Raw genomic sequence first — 23102 nt, 5'->3', positions numbered from 1 at the left:
TGATGCAAATTACAACTCCTGATATTGGTGTAGATAAGGCAACGGTTGCCGAAATCCTCGTCAAGGTCGGCGATACGATCGCTGTAGATGACAGTATCGTTTTGCTGGAATCTGATAAAGCCTCTGTTGAAGTGCCTAGCACTTCAGCAGGTGTAGTAAAACGTATTGCGGTTGCTGAAGGTGATGAAGTTTCAGAAGGTGCAGTATTGATTGAAGTTGAATCTGCTGATGCAACTGTGACAGAAGCCGCTGAAGCACCTGCTCAAGAGCCAGCAAAAGCAGAAGCTGTTGTAGAAGTTAAAACAGAGTCTGCGGCGCCTGTGGCAAATTCAGCATCTACAAATACGACATCACAAACAGTTGAAGTGAAAGTTCCAGATATTGGTGTGGAAAAAGCTTTAGTAGGCGAAGTGTTAGTAAAAGTTGGTGATGAAATTGCTGTGGACGATAGCATTGTTGTTGTCGAATCAGATAAAGCCACAGTTGAAGTTCCAAGTACAGTCGCAGGTACAGTTGAAAGTGTTGTGGTGAAAGAAGGTGACAGTGTTAAAGAGGGTGTAGTACTCATTACAGTGAAAACTGAAGGTGGTGCAGCAGCATCAACAGCATCGTCCGTTGAGATAGCGCCACAGCAAACAACGCCAGTACCTCAAGCTGCTGCACAAGAACAGTCCGCTGTGACTCAATCAGGTAAAGTTGAGGTCACTGTGCCAGATTTGGGCGTGGACAAAGCGACTATTTCTGAAATTTTAGTCAATGTGGGTGACCGTGTTGAAAAAGATCAGAGTCTTTGTGTTGCAGAATCTGATAAAGCATCTGTAGAAGTACCAAGTACAGTTGCAGGTGTGGTCAGTGCCATTCATGTGGAATTGAATCAGTCTGTGACTCAAGGTACCGCTTTGGTGACCATTGAAGCAGAAGGTCAAGCAACACCAGCTCCTCAAGCGAAACCTGCAACTCAATCATCGCAAGAAACAGCACCAGTCGCAGCTCAAGCACCGACCACTGCATCTGCAAAAGTTGAGACGCTTACTGCTGTAGACTCATGTGAGAAATTATCAAAAGCACAGCAAGCTGAAAATGCTAAAGTCTATGCGGGTCCAGCTGTGCGTAAACTTGCACGTGAATTGGGCGTTATACTTTCTCAAGTTCAAGCTTCTGGTCCACATGCACGTGTGATGAAAGCCGATGTTTTTGCTTTTGTTAAAGCGAAACTGACTGCACCACAAGCAGCGCCACAAACTACAGTTGCTCAGGTTGCTTCAGGTTTACCTGCTTTACCAGACTTCAGCGCATTTGGTGGTAGTGAAATTGCGCCAATGACACGTTTACAGCAAGTGTCTGTACCGCAGTTGTCACTGAACAATTTTATTCCGCAAGTGACACAATTTGATTTGGCGGATATTACTGAGCTTGAAGCTTGGCGTGGTGAACTCAAAGGTAAGTTTAAGCAAGACGGTATAAGCTTAACCATTCTTGCTTTTATTGCGAAAGCTGTAGCGTTCTTGTTGAAAGAAGAACCTTATTTTGCAGGTCATCTTGCTGACGATCAAAAGTCAGTGGTGTTACGTAAGGAAATTCATATGGGAATCGCAGTGGCGACACCAGATGGATTAACTGTTCCTGTATTGCGCAATCCTGACCAAAAATCAATTAAGCAAATTGCGATTGAATTGGGTGAGTTGAGTAAAAAAGCACGTGATAAGAAACTTTCTCCGAAAGATTTGCAAGGTGCCAACTTTACAATTACCAGCTTAGGTTCAATTGGTGGTACAGCATTTACACCTTTGGTGAACTGGCCACAAGTTGCAATCTTGGGAATTTCACCTGCCACCATGCAGCCAGTTTGGAATGGTTCAGGTTTTGATCCGAAATTGATGTTGCCACTGTCATTGTCTTATGACCATCGTGTGATTAATGGTGCGGATGCGGCTCGATTTACCAATAAATTAACCAAGTTGTTATCGGACATTCGTAACATCTTGCTTTAAGTTTTAAAGATGAGGAAACCTCGCTTTATGCGGGGTTTTTTTATATTTAAGCCGATCAAATCTTTTGCTTTGATTGGTGTTTAAGATATTGAATAGTAAAAATTGAAAATAAACTGAAAAGCATTGTAGAATAGTTGTACTTCATTGGGGAGTAGCCGCTGTTTGTTATCAATACGATAATAAATGGGTGATGATCAACATAATTACTCAACAGAGTATGGTCATCATAGCAAAGAACCAATTTAGCTGAAGGCATGTACTCAGCTATCTTTTGTTGGCAAGACCTTTGATTTATCACTCCGCGTTGGATAGGTGACTATTCATATTGGCTAGCAGGAGGGGTAAGTCATCGGTAAATATTGCTAGCCAGAGACTTTGACATGTTAAATGCCTTCCTCATCTCTTTGGTGGTTGTTGCTTTATCCGAAATGGGCGATAAAACGCAACTACTCGCATTACTTCTTGCTGCACGTTTCCGTAAACCTATTCCGATTTTATTCGCGATTCTGATTGCGACATTGGTCAATCATGGCGTGTCAGCTGTGCTGGGGCAATGGATTACCACGGTACTCAGTCCAACTGTTCTGTTATGGATCGTTTCACTTGGCTTTATCGCCATGGCGGGTTGGATGCTGATTCCAGACGAACTGGATGATGAATCTGAAAGCATAAATAAATGGCAGAAATATGGGGTCTTTGGTGCAACATTTGTGTTGTTCTTCCTGGCTGAAATCGGTGATAAAACTCAAATTGCGACCGTAGCACTTGCTGCACGTTTTGACAGTATCGGATGGGTCACTCTAGGGACTACACTGGGCATTATGTTGGTCAATGCACCTGCTGTATTTATTGGTAATAAGTTGGCAGATAAATTACCAATTTCTTTAATTCATAAAATTGGCGCAGCGATATTCTTTATCATTGGTGTTGCCGCATTGGTACAACATTACTTTTTTTAAGGCTGTTTTTTCGATGCAGCTTTAAGCTGTGATTGGATCAGCACCTTTTCAAGATAAAAAACTCAACCTAGTGTTGGGTTTTTTATTATTTTGAGAATAATCACACAAATAATCATAAAACTTAGGTTGTATATTTATTGTAACTTTGAAGAAAACCTTATATGTTGTATGGGATAAATAAAGATTTATTTTAAAAAAGGTTTTGGGGTTCTGGGTATGGCTTTAGATCGCACCACATCGCAAGTTTTGTTTGATAATGGCACACATAAATGTATTAGTTTTACCAGTTTGGTGAAAGGCGAAGGTGTACAAGCCAATCAATTTTTGATTCTCAATAATGAACGTGCAGCAGTTTTGGATCCAGGTGGTGATTTAACTTATGTACCTTTAACTATGGAATTAAATAAATACACACGTTTGCAAAACCTAGACTATGTGATGGCATCTCATCAAGACCCTGACATTATTACCTCAATGCCACGTTGGTTAGTGTATACCGATGCTAAAGTGGTCGCTTCTAAGTTGTGGGCGCGCTTTTTACCTCACTTAAATTCCGCTTTTATGAGTGACCGTATGAAAGGCGGTTGGCTAGAGCGTTTGATTGAGTTACCTGATCAAGGGGGTTCAATTCCTTTGGGTGAAACTCGAATTATTGTCGTTCCTGCACATTTCTTACATTCAGTAGGGAATTTTCAGTTTTACGACCCCATCTCTAAAATTTTATTTTCTGGGGATATGGGGGCATCTATTGTTGATGATGCATCTACACCGATAGATGATTTTAATAGTCATATTCCAAGTATGCGTGGTTTTCATCAACGGTATATGTGTACCAACAGAATCATTCGCTTATGGGTGAAAATGGTGCGTCAGATGGATATTGAGATGATCGTGCCTCAGCATGGCAAACCTTTTATTGGAAAGGAAATGATCAATCAATTTTTAGATTGGATTGAAAATTTACAGTGCGGTGTTGATTTGATGGATGAGACCGTGTTTACCTGTCCTCAATAAAAAAACTCAAAAAATCTATTGTGTTTGGATACGACTTTTTTTAGGATTTTCTTGCCAAAATCTTAAACTGATAACGAGAATCTTAAAAAAATGTTGTCACAAATCTCAGCACAGGATGCATGCTTAAACTGTGGGGCGTGTTGCGCCTTTTTCCGAGTCTCATTTTATTGGGCGGAGGGAGAAGCAATGCCTTCAGATTATGTAGAACCGTTAACTGCAGTATATTCATGTATGCAAGGGACCAATCAAAAACAACCCCGTTGTATTGCATTGGATGGTGTTGTTGGACAGCAGGTCAGTTGTACCATGTATGAACAACGCAGTTCATCTTGTAAAGAGGTGCAAGCTGGGGATGCACAATGTGCCAAAGCAAGGCAGGCACATAATTTAATTCCTTTGATTGATATTGATGTCATGACACCCAGTAATGATGAAGATTTTGATCAGGTGTGCTAATGCTGCAATGGGGAAGTTTAGGATATGAGAAGATTTTTTTTACAAGAGATACAAGCTCTAATCATATATTGAGTCGTTTTTTGACAGTAGCCTAGAGTTGTTTAAAAAGCAGAGACTGTCAGCTGACAGTTTGCTGTGGTGTTAAATCTACTATAATTTTATATTCAAAGCCCATTTTTATTTCAATAAGATACTGAAAAATAAAGGGTGATCGAGAATAAGATAAATCCGCACAATAAAAAATGAAAATTGAACGGAAATTTGTATATAATAGCTCACGGAAATTACCAGCGAGACTGTTATGTTGACCATCGTTCAAGAAGCGTTAACCTTCGATGATGTCTTATTACTCCCTGCCTATTCTACTATCCTCCCAAAAGATGTCTCTCTAAAGACACGCCTCACACGCGGCATTCAACTGAACATACCTATGGTTTCAGCAGCAATGGATACAGTGACTGAGTCACGTATGGCGATTGCAATGGCGCAAAATGGTGGTATCGGTATTTTACATAAAAACATGGATATTTCTGCGCAAGCTGCAGAAGTTCGCCGTGTGAAAAAATTTGAAGCAGGCATGGTGAAAGATCCTATCACCGTGACTCCTGAAACGACGATACGTGACTTGATTGCGATTACTCAAGCCAACAATATCAGTGGTGTTCCTGTTGTTAAAGACGGCAAGGTTGTTGGAATTGTGACAGGACGAGATACTCGTTTTGTGACCAATTTAGAGCAACCTGTAAGTAACATCATGACCGGGCAAGATCGTCTTGTGACTGTTCGTGAAAATGAGTCTAAAGAAAATATTCAAGCATTGTTACAACAACATCGCATTGAAAAAGTGTTGGTGGTGGATGATAACCATGCCTTAAAAGGTTTGATTACTGTCACTGATTTCCGCAAAGCAGAATCTTATCCAAATAGCTGTAAAGACGAATTAGGTCGTTTACGTGTTGGTGCTGCGGTGGGTACTGGTGCAGAAACGCCAAGCCGTGTTGAAGCTTTAGTAGAGGCAGGTGTCGATGCGATTGTGGTAGATACTGCGCATGGTCACTCTGCAGGCGTGATTGAGCGTGTACGTTGGGTCAAAGCCAATTTCCCACAAGTTCAAGTCATTGGCGGAAATATCGCAACAGGTGATGCGGCATTGGCATTGCTTGACGCGGGTGCAGATGCTGTAAAAGTCGGGATTGGTCCTGGTTCAATCTGTACAACACGTATTGTTGCGGGTATTGGTATGCCGCAAATTTCAGCAATTGATAGTGTTGCAAATGCACTGAAAGATCAAATTCCGTTAATTGCTGATGGTGGTATCCGCTTCTCTGGCGATATGGCAAAAGCGATTGGTGCTGGTGCAAGTACCATTATGGTGGGTTCACTCATGGCAGGTACTGAAGAAGCACCTGGTGAAGTTGAATTCTTCCAAGGTCGTTACTACAAAGCTTACCGTGGTATGGGGTCTTTGGGTGCAATGGCAGGTGCAACAGGTTCTGCAGACCGTTATTTCCAAGACTCTAAAGCAGGTGCTGAAAAGTTAGTTCCTGAAGGTATTGAAGGTCGTGTACCTTACAAAGGACCAATGGGTAACATCGTACATCAAATGATGGGCGGTTTACGTTCATCAATGGGCTATACAGGTTCCGCAACCATTGAAGATCTTCGCCAAAATGCAAAATTTGTGAAAATTACTGCAGCAGGTATGCAAGAGTCGCATGTGCATGATGTCACGATTACTAAAGAAGCACCGAACTATCGAGTGGGTTAATCTTTTGTAATATTTTGATTGAAAAAAGCCGTCAGTTTATGACGGCTTTTTTATTTTGGTGTAAAGTATAAACGTGAAAAATTGATTGTTATACAACGCATAATAAGTGGGTAAAAAATGAGTTATTTCGGTACAGACGGGATTCGTGGAAAATTTGGTGAACTCCCAATTACCCCTGAATTTGCACTTAAATTGGGGTTTGCCGCGGGTAAAGTATTAAAGCAAATTAGCCCAAAAACAAAACCTATTGTGGTTTTAGGTAAAGATACACGTTTATCTGGTTATATTCTTGAAGCAGCATTACAGGCAGGCTTAAATGCAGCAGGTGTTTATGTGCACTTGTTAGGACCGTTACCTACCCCAGCGATTGCCCATTTAACACGTGCATTGCATGCCAATTTAGGGATCGTCATTTCTGCATCACACAATCCTTATTTTGATAATGGCATTAAATTTTTCTCAGATGAAGGCAAGAAACTACCTGATACGATTCAAGAAGCGATTAACCGTGAATTAGAAAAAGATATAGTCATTGAAGACACCGCTAACTTGGGTAAAAGTGTACGTGTTAAAGATGCCAATGGGCGATATATTGAATTTTGCAAATCGACGTTCCCGTATCATTTCAATTTACGCCATTTAAAAATTGTTGTGGATTGCGCCAATGGTGCAGCTTATAGCGTGGGTCCTGCGGTGTTCCGTGAATTGGGTGCCAAAGTGATTGCACTTTATAATGATCCTGATGGTTTAAATATCAATAAAGATTGTGGGTCAACACATCCTGAAAACTTACAAAAAGCTGTTGTGGAGCATCAAGCAGATTTAGGCATTGCTTTTGATGGCGATGCTGACCGTGTTGTATTGGTTGATCGTCATGGAAAGCTGGTAGATGGTGACCATATTCTTTATATCTTAGCCACACAGTCTTCACAGAAACCAGCAGGTGTAGTGGGTACAGTGATGAGTAACATGGCTTTGGAATTGGCATTGGAAAAGGCAAAAGTACCTTTTGTACGTGCTAAAGTGGGTGACCGCTATGTTTTACAAAATCTAGAAGAAAACAACTGGGTCATTGGCGGTGAGCCATCAGGTCATATTTTGACTTTAGACAAGAGCACAACAGGTGATGCCATTATCGCGGCACTGCAAGTATTGACGGTGTTGGTTGAGCAAAATAAAGCTTTGGATGAATTGGTCGCCGAGTTTAAAACTTTGCCCAATGTGTTGGTCAATGTACGCCTTGAACAAATGTTTGACCCATATGCAGTGCCTGCCTTGGTTGCTGAATTTGATAAAGCAGAAACATTACTCAAAGGGCGTGGTCGAATTTTAATTCGTAAATCTGGGACTGAACCGATTATCCGTGTTATGGTAGAAGGTGATGATTTGCAAGAAGTCACTGATTTAGCAAATCATTTAGCAGATGCTGTACGCAAAAATGCTGCCTAAAAATAGTATCTAATCTGTAGAAGGTTTGGGTTCATGAGTGATGTGATTAAAGATTTAAGCGAGCTTCGTTTAACCTATCAGAAAGGTGAACTGCATGAGGAACAGGTGGATGCCCATCCACACGAACAGTTTCTCAATTGGTTTAATTTGGCTCTAGAAGCCAAACTTCATGAACCTTATGCAATGTCCTTAGCGACTGCAAATGCACAAGGTCGCCCGCATGTGAGGACAGTGTTATTGCGTGGTGCAACCGAAGCTGGTTATGACTTTTATACCAACTATGACAGTCAAAAAGGTTTGGATTTAGCTGAAAATCCTTTTGCAGAACTTCTCTTTTACTGGCCTGAGTTGGAGCGCCAAGTCCGTGTTAGTGGTCAAGTCGAGAAAATATCTGAGCAAGAGTCTACTGATTATTATCACAAGCGTCCACGCGATAGCCAAATTGCAGCGCATATCAGTACACCTCAAAGTGGGGTGATTGCGAATCGTGAACAACTTCAACAACGCTTTCAAGCACTGTATGATCAAGTTGCGGAGAAAGACCAACTGGTAAAACCTGAGTTTTGGGGAGGCTATCGTTTGCAACCCGACTATTATGAGTTTTGGCAAGGTCGTCCAAATCGTTTACATGATCGTTTAACTTATGAAAAGGTTGAGGGATTTTGGAAATTACAACGTTTGATGCCATAAATGCAAAAAATACAAATTAAACAACGACCACTGTTGACACGCCCTGATCATTTTCAGGGCGTATCACCGTTTATTGCTGAACTTTTGGCAAGACGTGGAGTGCAGTCAGAACAAGAACTTGATTTAAAACTGAAATATTTACTTGCACCCAAAATGAAAGGTTTGGAGCAGGCGATTCAGATCATTGACCAAGCCATAGATGAACAGAAAAAAATCGTCATTGTGGGGGATTATGATGCCGATGGTGCGACCAGTACAGCACTGATGATATTGGCTTTAAATGAAATGGGAGCAAATGTTCAATATTTAGTGCCTGATCGTTTTAAATATGGTTATGGTCTCACCCCTAAGATTGCCGATTTAGCTTTTAAAAAATTTCAACCCGATTTATTGGTCACTGTAGATAATGGAATTTCCAGTCATGCAGGAGTTGATCAAGCGCATTTACTGGGTATGCAGGTCATTATTACCGACCACCATTTGACTACGAAGCAAACACCTCAAGCTGAAGCTGTGGTGAATCCGAATCAACTGGGATGTGAGTTTCCAAGCAAGGCATTGGCGGGTGTGGGGGTTGCTTTTTATTTATTGGCGAATTTAAGTAGTCATCGTGCAAAACTTGCTAAATCGACTGCAAAAATGCAGCAATATTTAGATTTGGTTGCTTTAGGCACTTATGCCGATGTGGCAAGTCTGGATTATAACAATCGGATTTTGGTCGATGCAGGTGTGAAGCGAATTCAGCAAAATCAGTGTCGTGCTGGAATCAGTGCATTGTTGGATATCGCAGGGCGTGATCCAGCTGAGTTAAAAGCTTCTGATTTAGGGTTTGTCTTAGGTCCTCGAATTAATGCGGCAGGACGTATGGAAACCATGGATATTGGGATTGAATGTCTATTGGCAACTGATATGCAAACTGCCTATGCATTGGCGCGTCAGTTGAACGATTTAAATTTGGAGCGCCGTCAAGTTGAATCACAAATAAAGCAAGAAGCACTGACTGAGCTAGAACAACTTGAATTAGACCAAGACAATTTACCCGCTGCGTTGGTGATGTTTGAAGAGCATTGGCATCAAGGCGTGATTGGTATTGTTGCGGGGCGTTTAAAAGAACAATTTCATCGTCCGAGTATTGTATTTGCTGCCGATAAAGATGGCATTCATATCAAAGGATCTGCTCGCTCGATAGAGGGTATCCATATTCGAGATATGATTGAAAAAGTGGCAGAACAGTATCCTGATTTAATTAGCCATTTTGGTGGTCATGCTGCTGCGGCAGGTTTGACCATTCAAAAGCAAGATTTCGAAGCATTTAAGCAGCGTTTTACTGAACTGGTTGCTCAATCAGATGAATCTCTGTTTCAAGCGGTGTTATGGACAGACGGTGAATTACCTGCTCAAGCCTTTCAACTGCAAACGGTTGATACACTCGAACAATTGGGTCCTTGGGGACAAAAGTTTCCTGCCCCTGTGTTCGAAGGGCAGTTTAAGGTGATTGACTACCGCTGGCTGAAAGATGCTCATTTAAAATTGCGTTTGGCTTTAGCAGATGGGCAGGCTGTGGATGCCATTGCATTTAATGTTCGTGATAAATTTAATTTTGATCCGATGCAGGATCGTGTTCGTATCGTCTATGAGTTGGATAAAAATCAATTCAATGGCAATGTGAGTTTGCAATTGCGAATGTTGCATTTGGAACAGTAATTTCAAATGAAAAAGCGCTGATATAGGCGCTTTTTTATTGGCATATGATTAAAAATATAATGAGTAAACTATACGAATAAAAACAAGCCATGTGCTGATTCAATCGGCAAAAGGATTCAAATCTGCTGATATTTCTGAATTGATCATGTCCACTTTAAAAATTGAAAGAATGTCTTTTTCATATCTTAAGCAATATCTCTTTATAAAATTAATTTAATATAAATCAATTAATTATGGTTTATTATAAATATTTTATTGAATTAAGACACATTAAGATATATCTTAATATGTATAAATTAATCAATTTGAGAAAAATAAAGATGAAATCAGCTCAGCATGATCATTCACAGCATGACTTTGAACATCGTGGTCATCATCCAGAAAAAGGCTATGCTGGACGTAGAGGTCGCTTATTTGAATCAGGAAAAATGAAGCTTTTGGTACTTCATCTGATTGAACAGCAAGCCAAACATGGTTATGAAATTATCAAGGACATTAGTGATCTGGTGGGTGGCGGCTATACACCCAGTTCAGGCACTATTTATCCCACACTGACCTATCTTGAAGAAATAGGCTTTGTTCGGGTAGAGAGTACGGCGGATGATCGCAAGCAATATCATATTACTGACGCTGGAAAGTTACACTTAAAAGATCAACAGCAACACATTCAACATTTATTAGCGCGTTTAGAAACGCGTCGTGAAATTCATGAAAATGACCAATATCTGGATGTGCATCGCGCCATGGAAAATTTAAAAACGGCGTTGCGTTTAAAGCTCAAAGGTAAAGATTTTAATGCAGAACAGGTCAGACAAGTTGCTGAGATCATTGATCAAGCAGCTGTAAAGATTGGGCGTTTATAGCATGACATCCAAAAGGTGAGACATGAATATTGAAATCCAACAGAAATTACGTCACGCAAACTTAAAAATTACTCAGGCACGAGTGATTGTATTCAAAGCCTTATCAGATCAAAAAGCACAACTGACGGCTAAACAAATTTATCAGCAGTTATATCTGAACAATCAGCAGATTAGCTTATCCACCATCTATCGTGTAGTGAGTGACTTAGAAAGGGCGGGTTTGGTGAGTCAAAAATTGAATGGTAGAGATGAAGCACGCTATGCCTTGATTAACAAGTCCGAAGCTGAATTTCTCAACATTCATTGTGCTGATCTGAAACAGATCAATAAATCTTCTTTGATTGAATCACTGGAAAAGGTTTTCCAACAATTCAATATCGATATTTTAGAGATTGAATTTAACAACACATTACACTAGAAGGTTTAGAGAAATAGTATGAAACAACATCAATACCACGTGAGTGTACAGCATCTTGCAGATGCCAAAGGTCAACCATCAAACTACAGTGAAAATATCGAATTTAATGTGGGAAACCACGACGATATTTTTGAAATTGTTGAACGTTTAAAAAAAGCTGAGTTTTTTGATGATGAGACAACAAAGGCATTTGCAGTCGGACTCAAATTGTTTTTAGAAGTGATGATTACACATCGTGATCATATTTTATTTAAAGACTTTGAACCCGCAGTAAAACAATTTATGAAAAATTTAAAGCAAAATGTAAAGAAAGAGGCATGATGATTAAAACAGATACATTTAGAGTGTTGGTATAATGCAAGCAAAATCTACAATGATCGTGGGTAAAATTCCCAAATTACCCGCAAAATATGCCACTTGGTTGATGCCATTTTTCCTTTCAGGATTAATGAGTGCCACTATTTCTATGATTAATTTATGGAAAAATGTGGGATGGTTTGATGCATTTTTTACAAAATGGTTCGATGTCTGGCTATTTTCATGGATGATTGCCTTTCCAATGGTATTGATATTTTTACCGATCGTCCGCCGTTTTACTGGACTATTTGTAAATCTCACACCGCCGCCAGCACCTTAAACAAAAGGTTCTGAAAATGGATGGTGTTGGATGGAGATTAGGTGTAGAGCATTTTAAGCGCAAGCCAATATCAGAAAATACAACATCATCAGTTGAGCATCACCATCCTCATAACAAAAACCACACTATTATTGTCCTATTCATAGTATTCAGCGTATTAAGATAGCTATAGGTTGATGGATATAAAACCGCTAGGCTAGATATATTGAAATGGCAGATGTTGAAAGAACATCCTGAGCTGATGAACAACTTTAGGATAACAAAATGACCAATACCAACTATACCGAGATTTCTAATTCTGACGATTGTGAAAAATACGTGAATCAATTTATTCAAGATTTTCCAATTCGCTCAGCAGAAATAGGCAGAGGCACCGTCATTAAACGTGCATTACCAAGTCGTCAGAAACGTATGATAGGAGCATGGTGCTTTTTAGATCACGCAGGACCAGTGACATTTCCTCAAGGAGATGGATTGGATGTTGGACCACATCCACATATCGGGCTACAGACTTTTACGTGGATGATTGAAGGCACAATGATGCATACAGACAGCATTGGCTCAAAACAATTGATTCGCCCAAAGCAAGTTAATTTGATGACGGCAGGTTACGGAATTTCTCATACAGAAGTTGCACCTGATACCGAAACCCGAATGCATGCGGCACAACTGTGGATCGCCTTGCCTGATGATAAAATCAATATGGCACCTCAATTTGACCATTATCCTGTATTGCCTGTGGTCGAAAAGGACAATATTGAATTCACTGTATTAGTTGGTGAATTTATGGATACCGTGTCTCCAGTCCAAGTTCATACAGAATTATTAGGCATTGATTTTTTTGCCAAAGAACAGACTAAAACTCGTATTCCGCTCAATCCTAAATTTGAGTATGGATTTATGGCTTTAGAGGGTGATGCAATCGTCAATGGTCATGATTTAAATAGTGACAATATGGTGGTGCTGGAACCAGGAATCTCCCAGATTGAAGTGGAACTTCCGAAAGGTTCTCGTTTGTTGTTGATTGGTGGAGAACCCTTTGAGTCGCCTATTTTATTGTGGTGGAACCTTGTGGGACGTACCCAAGAGGAACTGAAAACAGCGACAGAGCAATGGATCAATCAAGATGCCCGTTTTGGAACAATTCCTGATTATGATGGTCCACGTTTAGAAGCCCCAGCATTTCCAGATAAGATGCGACCATCGAAGTAATCGGCACCATGATTGATTGCTGATCTTGAGACACGAGCTTAAATTAAACAATTTGCGTTAAAGGCTCATCCCTTAGCGCAAATACTGAGCTTACAAAGTTTCATCTAAACGAAGGTTAAATAAAAATTTCAATATTATAGGAAAATAAAATGGCAATTATTGCAAATGCAAAAGTAAAAACTTATCCAGAACCATGGTCTGGCGAAGTGCTCAGTGGTAAGCACCAACTGATTACTGATAAACCTGAATCTTTTGGGGGGCAAGACAAAGGTTTAGCACCTTATGATTTTGTTTGTTCTGGTTTGATTTCCTGTACGATGATTACGTTACGGATGTATGCGCAACATAAAGGTTTTGATTTGGGCGAGTTTACAGTTGAAGCAGATTTTAATGCCAACAAAGAAGGTAAAGAATGGATTGAACGCCGTTTATCATTTGCCAATGCTTTATCAGAAGAGTTGCACCAAAAGGTATTAGACATTTGCCAAAAAACACCTGTCACCAAAACCTTGTTACGTAGTGTAGAAATCAATACCTCGATTATTTGAGTGATATTGAAAAAATAATTTGATTTGGAAAAGACATTTTGTTGAGCAACAAAGTGTCTTTTTTTATATGGTCAATATTGCTGATGACTTATTTACAACTGATGTTATAAATTTGTGTATAAAACTGAGCTTGGTTTAAGGGCTTAAAATCTAAATCATCAAAAGAATAAAACGCAGCACCAGTTTCGCCGTCATGACTCAAGGTAATGTCATCAAATTTTTTTACGAGTTTGCTGTTTGAGGTTTGTCCTGCAAAGTAATCAGCACCTCGAAGGGCAATAGTTTTCCCTTTACAGTCGACAATAAGTTGTTTAATCACAGATTGATAAGGCAGATCAGTGTTTCGTTTGATTGGCGCAGTATATTTTTCGTAGATCACCGCTTGTTTAAATGAATCACGAATCACTTTATTTGCCTTACTGTCAATAAAGGCTTGACCTTGAGGCTCAATAGCTCCAAGCAAAATAAGTTTGGGCTGATAGGAATATGCATTGGCGCATGCCAATAATAGAGTTAAACCGAGTAAATGCTTCATTTTTATTTTTCAGTATGGCTGATATTCAGACAGATTATAAACACAGTCATTCCAGAGCACACTTAAAAAAGTGTTAAAAATATAGCAATTCAATTGTTGAAAAGCCAAGATCAATCTATAGTCAGAACACAATAATTGAGGCAATAAAAATGATTACATTACATCATCTGGATCAATCACGCTCATTACGGATTATTTGGGCTTTGGAGGAGTTGGGGCTTGAATATGAAATTAAGCACTATAAGCGTTTGCCTACCTTTGCTGCACCGCCAGAGTTAAAAGCTGTGCATCCACTTGGAAAATCACCTGTGTTGACGGATGGTGATTTAACAATTGCCGAATCTGCGGTGATTTTGGACTATCTTCAAACGACCTATGATACCCAAAATCAGTTTAAGCCTCAGAAGTCTCAAGATCTGATGCAATATAACTATTGGATGCATTATGCAGAAGGTTCTTTAATGCCTTATTTGGTGATGACTTTGGTGATGACCAATATGCCGAAACATGTACCATTTTTGATTCGACCGATAGCAAAAAAAATCTCCGAAGGGGTACGTGGTGGTTTTATCAATCCACGTTTAAAAGAGCATTCTGCATTTTTGGAAGACTATTTTAGCCAGCATGATTATGCGGCAGGAGAATTCTCTTTTGCTGATATTCAGATGAGCTTCCCTGTGATAGCAATGCAGCAACGTACTCAAAATAAGATGCCTCAAATTGCAGCTTATGCGGAACGCATTCAGCAGCGACCTGCTTATCAACGTGCTAAAGCAAAAAGCGGCGATTAATTATTTGAGAGCTCAAAGTGAAGTCTAAATGAATTTGATCTTTTTACCGGGTGCATCTGGAAGTACTGAATTTTGGCAACCCGTGATGCAAAGCTTGTCGATGAATTATGCAAAAACCGTGATTGCCTATCCAAGCTTTGGGGGATGCCCAGATCATCCTCAAATTCATAGTTTTGAAGATCTACAGACTTATGTTCTTGATCAGATTGAACAACCATCGATATTGATTGCGCAGTCTATGGGAGGCATCTTTGCTGTCCAAGCAGCATTACAAAAACCAGAATGGGTTAAGGGACTGGTATTGGTTGCAACTTCAGGAGGAATCAATTTAGCTCCATTTCATGTGGCGGATTGGCGAGAAGACTATCGTCAAACTTTTGCTGTTCCAAGTTGGTTTATGGATCATCGATCTTATTTGGATGATGTATTAACCCAGATTTCTTGTCCTGTTCTATTAATCTGGGGTGATTCAGATCCAATCAGTCCAGTTAAAGTCGGTGAATATTTACAGGACAAAATCAAAAATTCAATATTACATGTCATTCCACAAGGTGAGCATGATTTAGCTCATGTTTTTGCAGATCAAGTGACAGAATGGGTTGAAGATTTTCTTTCCGAACATGAATGTACTTTACCATAATGACAATTGTGACTCGTCTTGTCGATCTGTGAGTTGATATAGCCCCACGCCAATTAAACGGAATTGAAAATGCTCAGGAATCTGCATTTCATTCAATAAGATTTGAACCACTTGAGTCATTTCTTGTGGTGATTTAAGTGCAGTCTTAAAGCTCTTACTGTGTTGTAGTACCTGAAAATTCTTTAATTTCAGTTTGACGGTCACACCTCGTGCTTGCATCTGTTTCTTTTCTAAACTGAGCCAAACCCGTGAGATTAAATTATCCCAATAGATTGCACATTGTTCGAGATTAAAATCGTCATCAAATGTGGTTTCTTTTGAAATTTGCTGCCGTTGTCGTTCTGCTTGTACAGGTCGATCATCTATGCCTTGAGCATATAAAAACAACTGTTTGCCATATTTACCGAAATGGTGAATTAAGATGTTTTCTTCAATTTTTTGCAAGTCGCCCAATGTTTCTAAATTTAAACTTTTGAGTTTTTCTTGAGTAACTTTACCCACGCCAGGAATTTTTTTCAGGGCTAAATCTTGAATAAAGTTTTGCACTTGGCTGGGTTTAATGATGCAAATCCCATTGGGCTTGTTCCAATCTGAAGCCACTTTGGCAAGAAATTTATTTGGTGCAACGCCTGCAGATGCAGTAAGACCCGTTTGTTGGAAAATATCAGCACGAATTCGTTCAGCGACTTCCGTGGCACTGGGAATATTGAATAAGTTTTCAGTCACATCAAGATAAGCTTCATCTAAAGACAAAGGTTCAATGAGTGATGTATATTTTTGAAAAATTTCATGAATTTGACGAGAAACATCACGGTATTTTTCAAAATTAGGTTCAATCACATAGACTTGTGGGCAACGTTTTTTCGCTTGTGACATCGACATGGCAGAGCGTAAGCCGAACTCACGGGCAGGGTAAGATGCCGCAGCAATCACCGCCCGAGGGTGATGTGAAGAAATCACCACAGGTAAATGCCTCAATTCAGGACGTTCAAGTAGTTCCACAGATGCATAGAATGCATCCATGTCGATATGGATGATTTTTCTCATGAATGACACAGTGTTGCAGCGCTGTGTGTTTATTCTAACCGATCTGGTTTGTTGTAAGTGATGAATTTGGTGTTTGGTAGCGAATCTGCGACAGTCTGTGTCGAGATGAGGGTTGGCTAATTTAACTTATTCTGTTGTAAAAACTGTTTCCACTGTTCAGCATCTCCATAAAAAACATTTAAATCAACATTTTTAGCAATGCCTTGAATTGTTCCCTGATTGGTATTTTGCCAAAAAGTCCATTCACGACCATCTTTTAAATCAGGCTTATCTTTATACTCACGAATCCAAATCGGTGTGTCCTTAAATTCGCCTGTAAGAACCATGTTATAAAATACTTTGGACGTGTAAAAAATGGGTTGTTTAGCATAATGTTGATGCAACTGATCATGTATAATTTTGATTTGTTTCAGTAATTGTTCTTTGGTGTAAGTGTTGATACAGGCACTGTCATATTCCAAGTCGATGACAGGGGGCAAGGCATTACTTTTGTTGGGTACTGTTTTGATAAAGTTTTGTGCTTGAATTGCGCCGTCTCGACACAAACGGAAAAAGTGATATGCACCTACACGCATACCACGTTCACGTGCTTCTAACCAGTAATCCTGAAATTTATCATCTTGATAATCTCCGCCTTCAGTGGCTTTGAGATAAACAAATTGATACTGCTGAGGAGAGATTTTTTTCCAATCGATCTCACCTTGATGATGTGATACATCGAAACCACGAATAACATAATCTTGAGCACCAGCATTTTGTGGATAAAACACAGCCAAGTAACTGGCGATACCCAATAAACTGATACATCCGATACTGGTGAAGATAGAACGATATTTAGGTTGGTGTTTCACAAAAATCATCCTGTTGCCAATGTTATGCAATTTCTAGATTAATCGTCGCGTTGCAGTATTGATCATGTGTTGATTGTACGCGTTTCGCTTTAGGGTGCGTCATTTGACTACCCAATTGTTCAATAAATTTACATGATGCATATTTTTTGGCACGTGCTTGATATTCAGTAATCCATCTGTCTCGGTCAAGCATACGGTTTTCTTGAACTGGCCAAACCCCTAAACGTAAGGCATCTATACCAATTCTCCACGGTTTCGGACTAATCCTTGCTCGGAAACAGTTTTGGTTCTTACACATACGCACATAGTTTGGATCGGCTTGTAGTGCAATAAAAAACTGTTGAGTTTCTTCACTTCGAGGTTCAAAGAGCTGATGCATGACCAAGACCCGATAGCCTTTTGGGGTTTGATAGACACGTAAATGCCAAGTTGGATGTTGCATAGAAAATTGACGAATGGATTTTAAGGCTTGTTGTTCCGGTGAACCCTTCCATTTATTTTGAATACTCAACAATATTTCGGCAGTTTGTTTGCTGAGTACAATGGAAAAAAACACGCCGAATAGCAACACCCACCATGTTTTAAGTAATACAGTACAGACGATACTGATGAAAAAGAGCAATATAAAACTTAAAAAATACAGTCGACTATTCGGCGCATAATTAAAATCAATGTCTGCAAATAAAACATCGGGCGTATTGAGACAGAGTGCACCATAAGAATTACGTGTGATCACCACATCATCGTGTTGTTGAATAATTTCTTCACGAATGGGCAAACCTTCACTGCCATTATAAGGAATTTTATGGTCAAGTTTGCGAATGTTCTGTCCTGATCTAAGTTGCTCAAGTGCCTCTTTAACACGTGTTTCTGCATGTATTAGTGCATCATGCATACTCAAATCTGACCAACCAAATCGTTTGATGGTGACTTGGCGTTTTTCGTATTGTGTTGTTATTTTTGCTTCTGCCCAATATCTTGGAATGATCATATGATGTGTCCTTATTCTTTATTCAGTTTTATTTTGAACAGTTTAATCTCGGGTATCTTTTGGGATCTGAAAGAAAATTAAAGCAGTGATGATATTGATTGCACCTAAGCAGATCAGCGTATAGTGAAAAGCTTGAGTAATATGTGTCTCTGTAAAATATACAGTAAAAGTATTCAACAATGTGCCTGCTAAGGCAATACCAATACTCATTGAAAGCATCATAATCATCGACAAGAAACTGTTACCACTACTGGCGTCTTGTTGAGTTAAATCTTTCAGCGTCAACGTATTCATGGTCACAAACTGCAATGAATTGAGTACACCAAAAACAAAGAAGTGTAGTGTGCGCAGCCAAAGTGGCGTATCGACAGTATGTAAGGCAAAGCTGGCAATACATGCACCAATCAATAAGGTGTTGACCAATAAAAATGGACGATAGCCTGTGCGTTGTAAAATAGGGCGGATGATGGGTTTGGAAAATAATGAGCCCAATACAATTGGTGTCATCATAATCCCTGTCATCAAGGGTTCCATTTTAAAAGCCACTTGTAACATGAGTGGTAAAATAAAAGGCACCGCATTGCCACCAAAACGGGCAAAGAAATTTCCCAATACACCGATGGTATAAATTTTATTTTTAAATAAACGGCTACGAAATAATGCATTCTGATGTGTATGTGCATGATAAGCGTAAATACATGCTGAAATGATGCCAATTAAAAGTAAGCCAATACTGAAGTTTCGAGAGATCTCTTTACTGGCAATATTTTCAATACCGAGAGCCATACCCACCATTGCGATGGCTAAAAGAACAAAACCGCTGAAATCGAAAGATTTCACTGAAGCCTCTTTGACATTGGGCATGGCTTTAAAGGTGACAAATGTCCCTAAAATTCCGATCGGTAAATTGATCAAAAAAATCCAATGCCACGAGGCATATTCAACCAGCCACCCTCCTAAAACAGGACCCATCAATGGTCCGAGTAGCCCTGCCAAACTCATCAGACTCATTGCTGAAAGAAATTGTTCACGAGGAATAATTTTTAACATAGCTAAACGACCTACTGGAACCAGTAGTGCACCACCTATGCCTTGAATGACTCGGAATGCGATCAGCAAATTGAAATTGTTGGATAGCGCACAACCCAAAGAGGCACTGGTAAAAATCACAATTGCGATAAAAAAAGTATTCCGTACTCCAAAGCGATCAGCCAACCAGCCACTCAAAGGAATACAGGCGGCAACAGCCAATACATAGCTGATGACAATACCATGCATTTTTAATGGATTTTCTTGCAAACTTTCCGCCATTGCAGGCAAGGCAGTATTGATAATCGTGGTATCCAAGCCTTGCATGAAAAAGCCGATCGAAACTAAAAAAACCAATAAATAAAATTTAGGCTGTAATTTGCTGTGCGATGGCGTTGCAGTCATAGAACTGAAATAAGTCAATTTTGTGAATAGTTTAAAACAATGCTCAGCTTAAATCTGTATGAAATCGTTGTTGAACCAGCGAGATAAATGAGCTTTGGTACATGAGTCAAAAAATGAGGCATTGTACAGTTGATCTGAATGCACTGATTTCTGTGCAAAGTTAAAATGTGATCACTGAGTAAGCTTCCCCGCATTTAGAATGCTTTTGCCAAAGATACTGTGTCAAAGGTCAAGAAACTGCAATAAAAGTGTAATGTGTTGGTCATGAAATTTACACCCCTAATCCTTATAGTGGTGAAAATTTAAACTACAACGGATTGGCGCATGAACTTAAAGATTTCTGCATTGTGTTTAGCAATGCTTTCTGTGGGACTGGTGGCATGTAATGATGACAATGATCAATCAACACCACCAGTGGTTGAGGAAGCAACACCTGAAAGTATTAGCCTAAGTCTATTAGGTCGTTATGAGACAGGTGTTTTTGCTGAAAGCGCAGCAGAAATTCCTGCTTATGATGCAAGCACCAAACGAGTATTTGTAGTTAACGCCAAAAAAGGTTTGGTCGATGTACTTGATGTGTCTAAGCCAGATGCACCAGTTCATATTGGCGAGCTCTCTGCTCGTGAAGCCTTGGCAGAGTCAGAAGTAAATTCTGTGGCGATCAAAAATGGTATTGTTGCGCTTGCTGTTCAAGCCAAGCAAAAAACTGACAAAGGGTTGGTGGCGTTTTTTGATGCTAAGGATTTAAAACTCATCAGTAAAGTTGAAGTGGGTGCTTTACCAGATATGCTGACTTTTACCCCAGATGGTAAAACAGTTTTGGTTGCCAATGAGGCTGAGCCTAATGATGATTATAGTATTGATCCTGAAGGCTCAATCAGCATTATTGATATCACGAATATTCGTCAGCCAACCGCAACTGTTGCAGACTTCAAAGCATTTAATGATAAAAAAGCAGAGTTGATTAAATCAGGTGTACGAATTTTTGGTCCAAAAGCGACAGTCGCTCAAGACTTAGAACCTGAATACATTGCAGTTAGCCAAGATGGAAAAACTGCTTGGGCAAGCTTACAAGAAAATAATGCCATTGCAAAAATTGATATTGTCGCAAAAAAAGTGACTGATATTTTACCATTGGGCTATAAAGATCATGGTCTGGCAAATAATGCTTTAGATGTCAGTGATAAAGATAAAAAAATTAATATTCAAGCTTGGCCAGGTTTGATGGGAATGTATCAACCTGATTCAATTGCCCACTATCAAGCCAATGGTACCAGTTACTTAGTGACCGCAAATGAAGGTGACTCACGTGAATGGTTAAATGACACAACTGCATATTATGCTGGAGACCAAAGTAAAGGTTTTGCTGAAGCAATTCGAATGAAGCATTTATTCAATGTCAAAGGTTTTAATAATAAAGGGGATTATCCTGCGCATTTGACTCATCTTGTTGCTGGGGTAAAAGGAGCCAAATTGGATGCCACAGTCTTTGCATATTGTGGAGCAACAGCAACTGGTCCAGGTTTATGCCGTGAGGACGACCAATTGGGGCGTTTAAATATTGCATGGAATATGGGGTATGAAACCAATACCGATGGTTCTCCAAAACTAGATGCCAACGGATTATTGACCTATAACAAACTGTATAGCTATGGCGCACGCTCATTTAGTATCTGGGACACACAAGGTAAATTGGTTTGGGACTCAGGCAGTGAGTTTGAACGTAAAGTTGCTGAGTTATTTCCAAATTACTTTAACAGTGATCATGAAGCGGCTGCTTTTGATGACCGTAGTGATAATAAAGGACCTGAACCCGAAGGTTTGGCTTTAGGGACGATTGGTAAGAAAACCTTTGCCTTTATTGGCTTAGAGCGTCAAAGTGGGATTATGGTTTATGATATTAGTAATCCTCAAAAACCTGTTTTTGTGCAGTATTTTAACAACCGCACTTTTAAACAAGATCAAACTTATGTCAATTCCAAAGGTGAATCTATTTTAATTGAAAAGAGTGATCTAGGACCTGAAGGACTGACGTTTGTTTCTGCGAAAGATTCACCGAATGCTAAACCAATGTTGATTGTGGGTAACGAGGTGAGCGGTAGTACAGCAATTTATCAGATTAATTTAAAGTAGAATTTTAAATTAATCCCTTCGTTTTAAAGAGTGCTTTGGCACTCTTTTTTATTACATTTTCAACGCCCACTGCCCCAAACTTAATATGTATAAGGGAGAGTGGGAAGCATATATCTATAAATTACTGATCTAAGCCTAACCATTGTCTTTGATGATAAGCACCATCCCAAAATAACCATTCTAACTCAGCACCTTTGGTATAGGCCTTATGCATTTTCTCAAGTGTTGCGGCATCACAATGTTCAGCAATACGGTCAATAGTTGCCAAAACATTTTTAACCGCTTCATTAAACTCTTCACCAGAATAAGTATCAATCCATGCTTGATAAGGATTATTGGCGACAGATTTGTTGACAATATCTTTACCGACTTCAGCATAAATCCAGAAACAAGGCAGTAATGATGCCAATACAACAGGATAGCTTTCTGACCACGCTGTCGCTGTTAAGAAAGAGGTATAGTGATGGCAAGCAAGCGTCAGTGGTGTGTTTTCAAAATCAGCTTTGCTAATGCCGAAGTTTTGCATAAATCCATCATGCAAACTGCGTTCAACCACAATGGCTTCTTTCGCGCCTTGTGTAAATTGAATAATATCGTCAGCATCAAAGGCTTTTGCACCACAGATAGCCAATGCACGTCCATAAGCCACTAAATAATGGGCATCTTGGATCACATAATGACAAAAAACGTCTTTGCTTAATGTGCCTGTAGCAAGTTCTTGATTAAATGGTAAAGCTAATGTTTTGTTATATAAGGCAAGATTACGTTGCCAAAGCTGTTGAGAAAAACTCATGTTATTTTCCTATGCGATCATTCAAGCAATTAAAGTCATTTTGAACTGGCAAGACTATAGCAACTCTAGGTTGGTTTAGGTATTTGAATGCAGAAAATTCAACTGAGTTTGCATAAAAATATGACAAAGAACTTTTGGAGAAACCTAAAAAAGTCGTCATAATGTGCGCATTAAAAAC

23 protein-coding genes and 1 riboswitch are annotated in these 23102 nt (G+C 39.5%); of the genes, 17 read left to right on the top strand and 6 right to left on the bottom strand.

All coding sequences use genetic code 11. From position 1 onward, the window contains the following. Positions 1-2: 2 nt before the first annotated feature. The 14 genes from I9192_RS20945 (at position 3) to I9192_RS20880 (ending at position 13709) form a co-directional block, all read left to right on the top strand. Positions 3-1991 (top strand): 2-oxo acid dehydrogenase subunit E2, encoded by a 1989-nt coding sequence (locus tag I9192_RS20945; protein ID WP_200150437.1) that lies wholly within the window; start codon positions 3-5, stop codon positions 1989-1991. 134 nt (positions 1992-2125) lie between these two features. Then, positions 2126-2283: riboswitch (yybP-ykoY riboswitch) on the top strand. 88 nt (positions 2284-2371) lie between these two features. Next, on the top strand, positions 2372-2950 hold the full coding sequence (locus tag I9192_RS20940; protein ID WP_004826097.1) for a TMEM165/GDT1 family protein: 579 nt from the start codon (positions 2372-2374) through the stop codon (positions 2948-2950). Between the two features lie 216 nt (positions 2951-3166). Further along, positions 3167-3964 (top strand): oxygen-binding di-iron domain-containing protein, encoded by a 798-nt coding sequence (locus I9192_RS20935; RefSeq protein WP_004826099.1) that lies wholly within the window; start codon positions 3167-3169, stop codon positions 3962-3964. A gap of 90 nt (positions 3965-4054) precedes the next feature. Continuing rightward, positions 4055-4420, top strand: coding sequence for a YkgJ family cysteine cluster protein (locus tag I9192_RS20930; protein ID WP_026040289.1), 366 nt, complete (start codon positions 4055-4057; stop codon positions 4418-4420). A 301-nt stretch (positions 4421-4721) separates the two neighbouring features. Then, the gene (guaB, locus tag I9192_RS20925) at positions 4722-6188 is read left to right on the top strand and encodes an IMP dehydrogenase (protein WP_004826103.1); all 1467 of its coding nucleotides are present in this window, start codon (positions 4722-4724) and stop codon (positions 6186-6188) included. Positions 6189-6305: 117 nt separating this feature from the next. Continuing rightward, positions 6306-7637 carry a phosphoglucosamine mutase gene (gene glmM / locus I9192_RS20920; RefSeq protein WP_004826105.1) on the top strand — a complete coding sequence of 444 codons (1332 nt, stop codon included), beginning with the start codon at positions 6306-6308 and terminating at the stop codon, positions 7635-7637. Between the two features lie 33 nt (positions 7638-7670). Further along, positions 7671-8327 carry a pyridoxamine 5'-phosphate oxidase gene (gene pdxH, locus I9192_RS20915; RefSeq protein ID WP_004826106.1) on the top strand — a complete coding sequence of 219 codons (657 nt, stop codon included), beginning with the start codon at positions 7671-7673 and terminating at the stop codon, positions 8325-8327. Continuing rightward, entirely contained in the window at positions 8328-10031 is a 1704-nt protein-coding gene (recJ, locus tag I9192_RS20910) for a single-stranded-DNA-specific exonuclease RecJ (RefSeq protein ID WP_005035180.1), read from the top strand. A 320-nt stretch (positions 10032-10351) separates the two neighbouring features. Continuing rightward, positions 10352-10894: a PadR family transcriptional regulator gene (locus I9192_RS20905; RefSeq protein WP_005035183.1), complete on the top strand. Its 543-nt coding sequence runs from the start codon at positions 10352-10354 to the stop codon at positions 10892-10894. 22 nt (positions 10895-10916) lie between these two features. Continuing rightward, the gene (locus I9192_RS20900; RefSeq protein WP_004826112.1) at positions 10917-11312 is read left to right on the top strand and encodes a Fur family transcriptional regulator; all 396 of its coding nucleotides are present in this window, start codon (positions 10917-10919) and stop codon (positions 11310-11312) included. Positions 11313-11330: 18 nt separating this feature from the next. Then, positions 11331-11633 carry a DUF3861 domain-containing protein gene (locus I9192_RS20895; protein WP_004826114.1) on the top strand — a complete coding sequence of 101 codons (303 nt, stop codon included), beginning with the start codon at positions 11331-11333 and terminating at the stop codon, positions 11631-11633. Between the two features lie 34 nt (positions 11634-11667). Next, positions 11668-11949, top strand: a complete 282-nt coding sequence (locus I9192_RS20890) for a DUF2798 domain-containing protein (RefSeq protein ID WP_005035187.1) — start codon at positions 11668-11670, stop codon at positions 11947-11949. A 264-nt stretch (positions 11950-12213) separates the two neighbouring features. Next, positions 12214-13161 carry a pirin family protein gene (locus I9192_RS20885; RefSeq protein WP_004826117.1) on the top strand — a complete coding sequence of 316 codons (948 nt, stop codon included), beginning with the start codon at positions 12214-12216 and terminating at the stop codon, positions 13159-13161. Between the two features lie 149 nt (positions 13162-13310). After that, entirely contained in the window at positions 13311-13709 is a 399-nt protein-coding gene (locus I9192_RS20880; RefSeq protein ID WP_005035190.1) for an OsmC family protein, read from the top strand. Positions 13710-13797: 88 nt separating this feature from the next. Here I9192_RS20880 and I9192_RS20875 read toward each other — a convergent pair whose 3' ends face one another. Further along, complete coding sequence (locus I9192_RS20875) at positions 13798-14244, bottom strand: surface-adhesin E family protein (protein WP_151801064.1); 447 nt, start codon at positions 14242-14244, stop codon at positions 13798-13800. A 149-nt stretch (positions 14245-14393) separates the two neighbouring features. On the opposite strand from I9192_RS20875, the gene I9192_RS20870 reads away from it, so the two are divergent. Together I9192_RS20870 and I9192_RS20865 are read left to right on the top strand one after the other, a co-directional pair. Then, the gene (locus I9192_RS20870; protein WP_005035195.1) at positions 14394-15035 is read left to right on the top strand and encodes a glutathione S-transferase family protein; all 642 of its coding nucleotides are present in this window, start codon (positions 14394-14396) and stop codon (positions 15033-15035) included. 28 nt (positions 15036-15063) lie between these two features. Next, entirely contained in the window at positions 15064-15675 is a 612-nt protein-coding gene (locus tag I9192_RS20865) for an alpha/beta fold hydrolase (protein ID WP_005035197.1), read from the top strand. Here the strand turns inward: I9192_RS20865 and dinB are convergent. The 4 genes from dinB to mdtD form a co-directional block, all read right to left on the bottom strand. After that, positions 15667-16722, bottom strand: a complete 1056-nt coding sequence (gene dinB, locus I9192_RS20860) for a DNA polymerase IV (RefSeq protein WP_010590907.1) — start codon at positions 16720-16722, stop codon at positions 15667-15669. The two genes, I9192_RS20865 and dinB, sit on opposite strands and share 9 nt — an antisense overlap. A 116-nt stretch (positions 16723-16838) precedes the next feature. Then, positions 16839-17582: a glycoside hydrolase family 25 protein gene (locus I9192_RS20855; RefSeq protein ID WP_009585484.1), complete on the bottom strand. Its 744-nt coding sequence runs from the start codon at positions 17580-17582 to the stop codon at positions 16839-16841. Positions 17583-17595: 13 nt separating this feature from the next. Then, a complete protein-coding gene (locus I9192_RS20850) occupies positions 17596-18564 on the bottom strand; it encodes a hypothetical protein (protein ID WP_005035201.1) in 969 nt (322 codons plus the stop codon). A 42-nt stretch (positions 18565-18606) separates the two neighbouring features. Further along, a complete protein-coding gene (gene mdtD / locus I9192_RS20845; RefSeq protein ID WP_005035203.1) occupies positions 18607-19998 on the bottom strand; it encodes a multidrug transporter subunit MdtD in 1392 nt (463 codons plus the stop codon). A 324-nt stretch (positions 19999-20322) separates the two neighbouring features. Here mdtD and I9192_RS20840 point away from each other — a divergent pair, with 324 nt between their 5' ends. After that, positions 20323-22131, top strand: coding sequence for a choice-of-anchor I family protein (locus I9192_RS20840; protein WP_005035205.1), 1809 nt, complete (start codon positions 20323-20325; stop codon positions 22129-22131). Between the two features lie 121 nt (positions 22132-22252). Here I9192_RS20840 and tenA read toward each other — a convergent pair whose 3' ends face one another. After that, positions 22253-22924 (bottom strand): thiaminase II, encoded by a 672-nt coding sequence (gene tenA, locus I9192_RS20835; RefSeq protein WP_005035207.1) that lies wholly within the window; start codon positions 22922-22924, stop codon positions 22253-22255. Positions 22925-23102: the final 178 nt, after the last annotated feature.

Origin of the sequence: Acinetobacter bereziniae, from assembly GCF_016576965.1 — a bacterium.
GTDB lineage: Bacteria > Pseudomonadota > Gammaproteobacteria > Pseudomonadales > Moraxellaceae > Acinetobacter > Acinetobacter bereziniae.
Note: the sequence above shows the minus strand (reverse complement) of the source record. Positions and strands in the feature narration are given on the sequence as shown.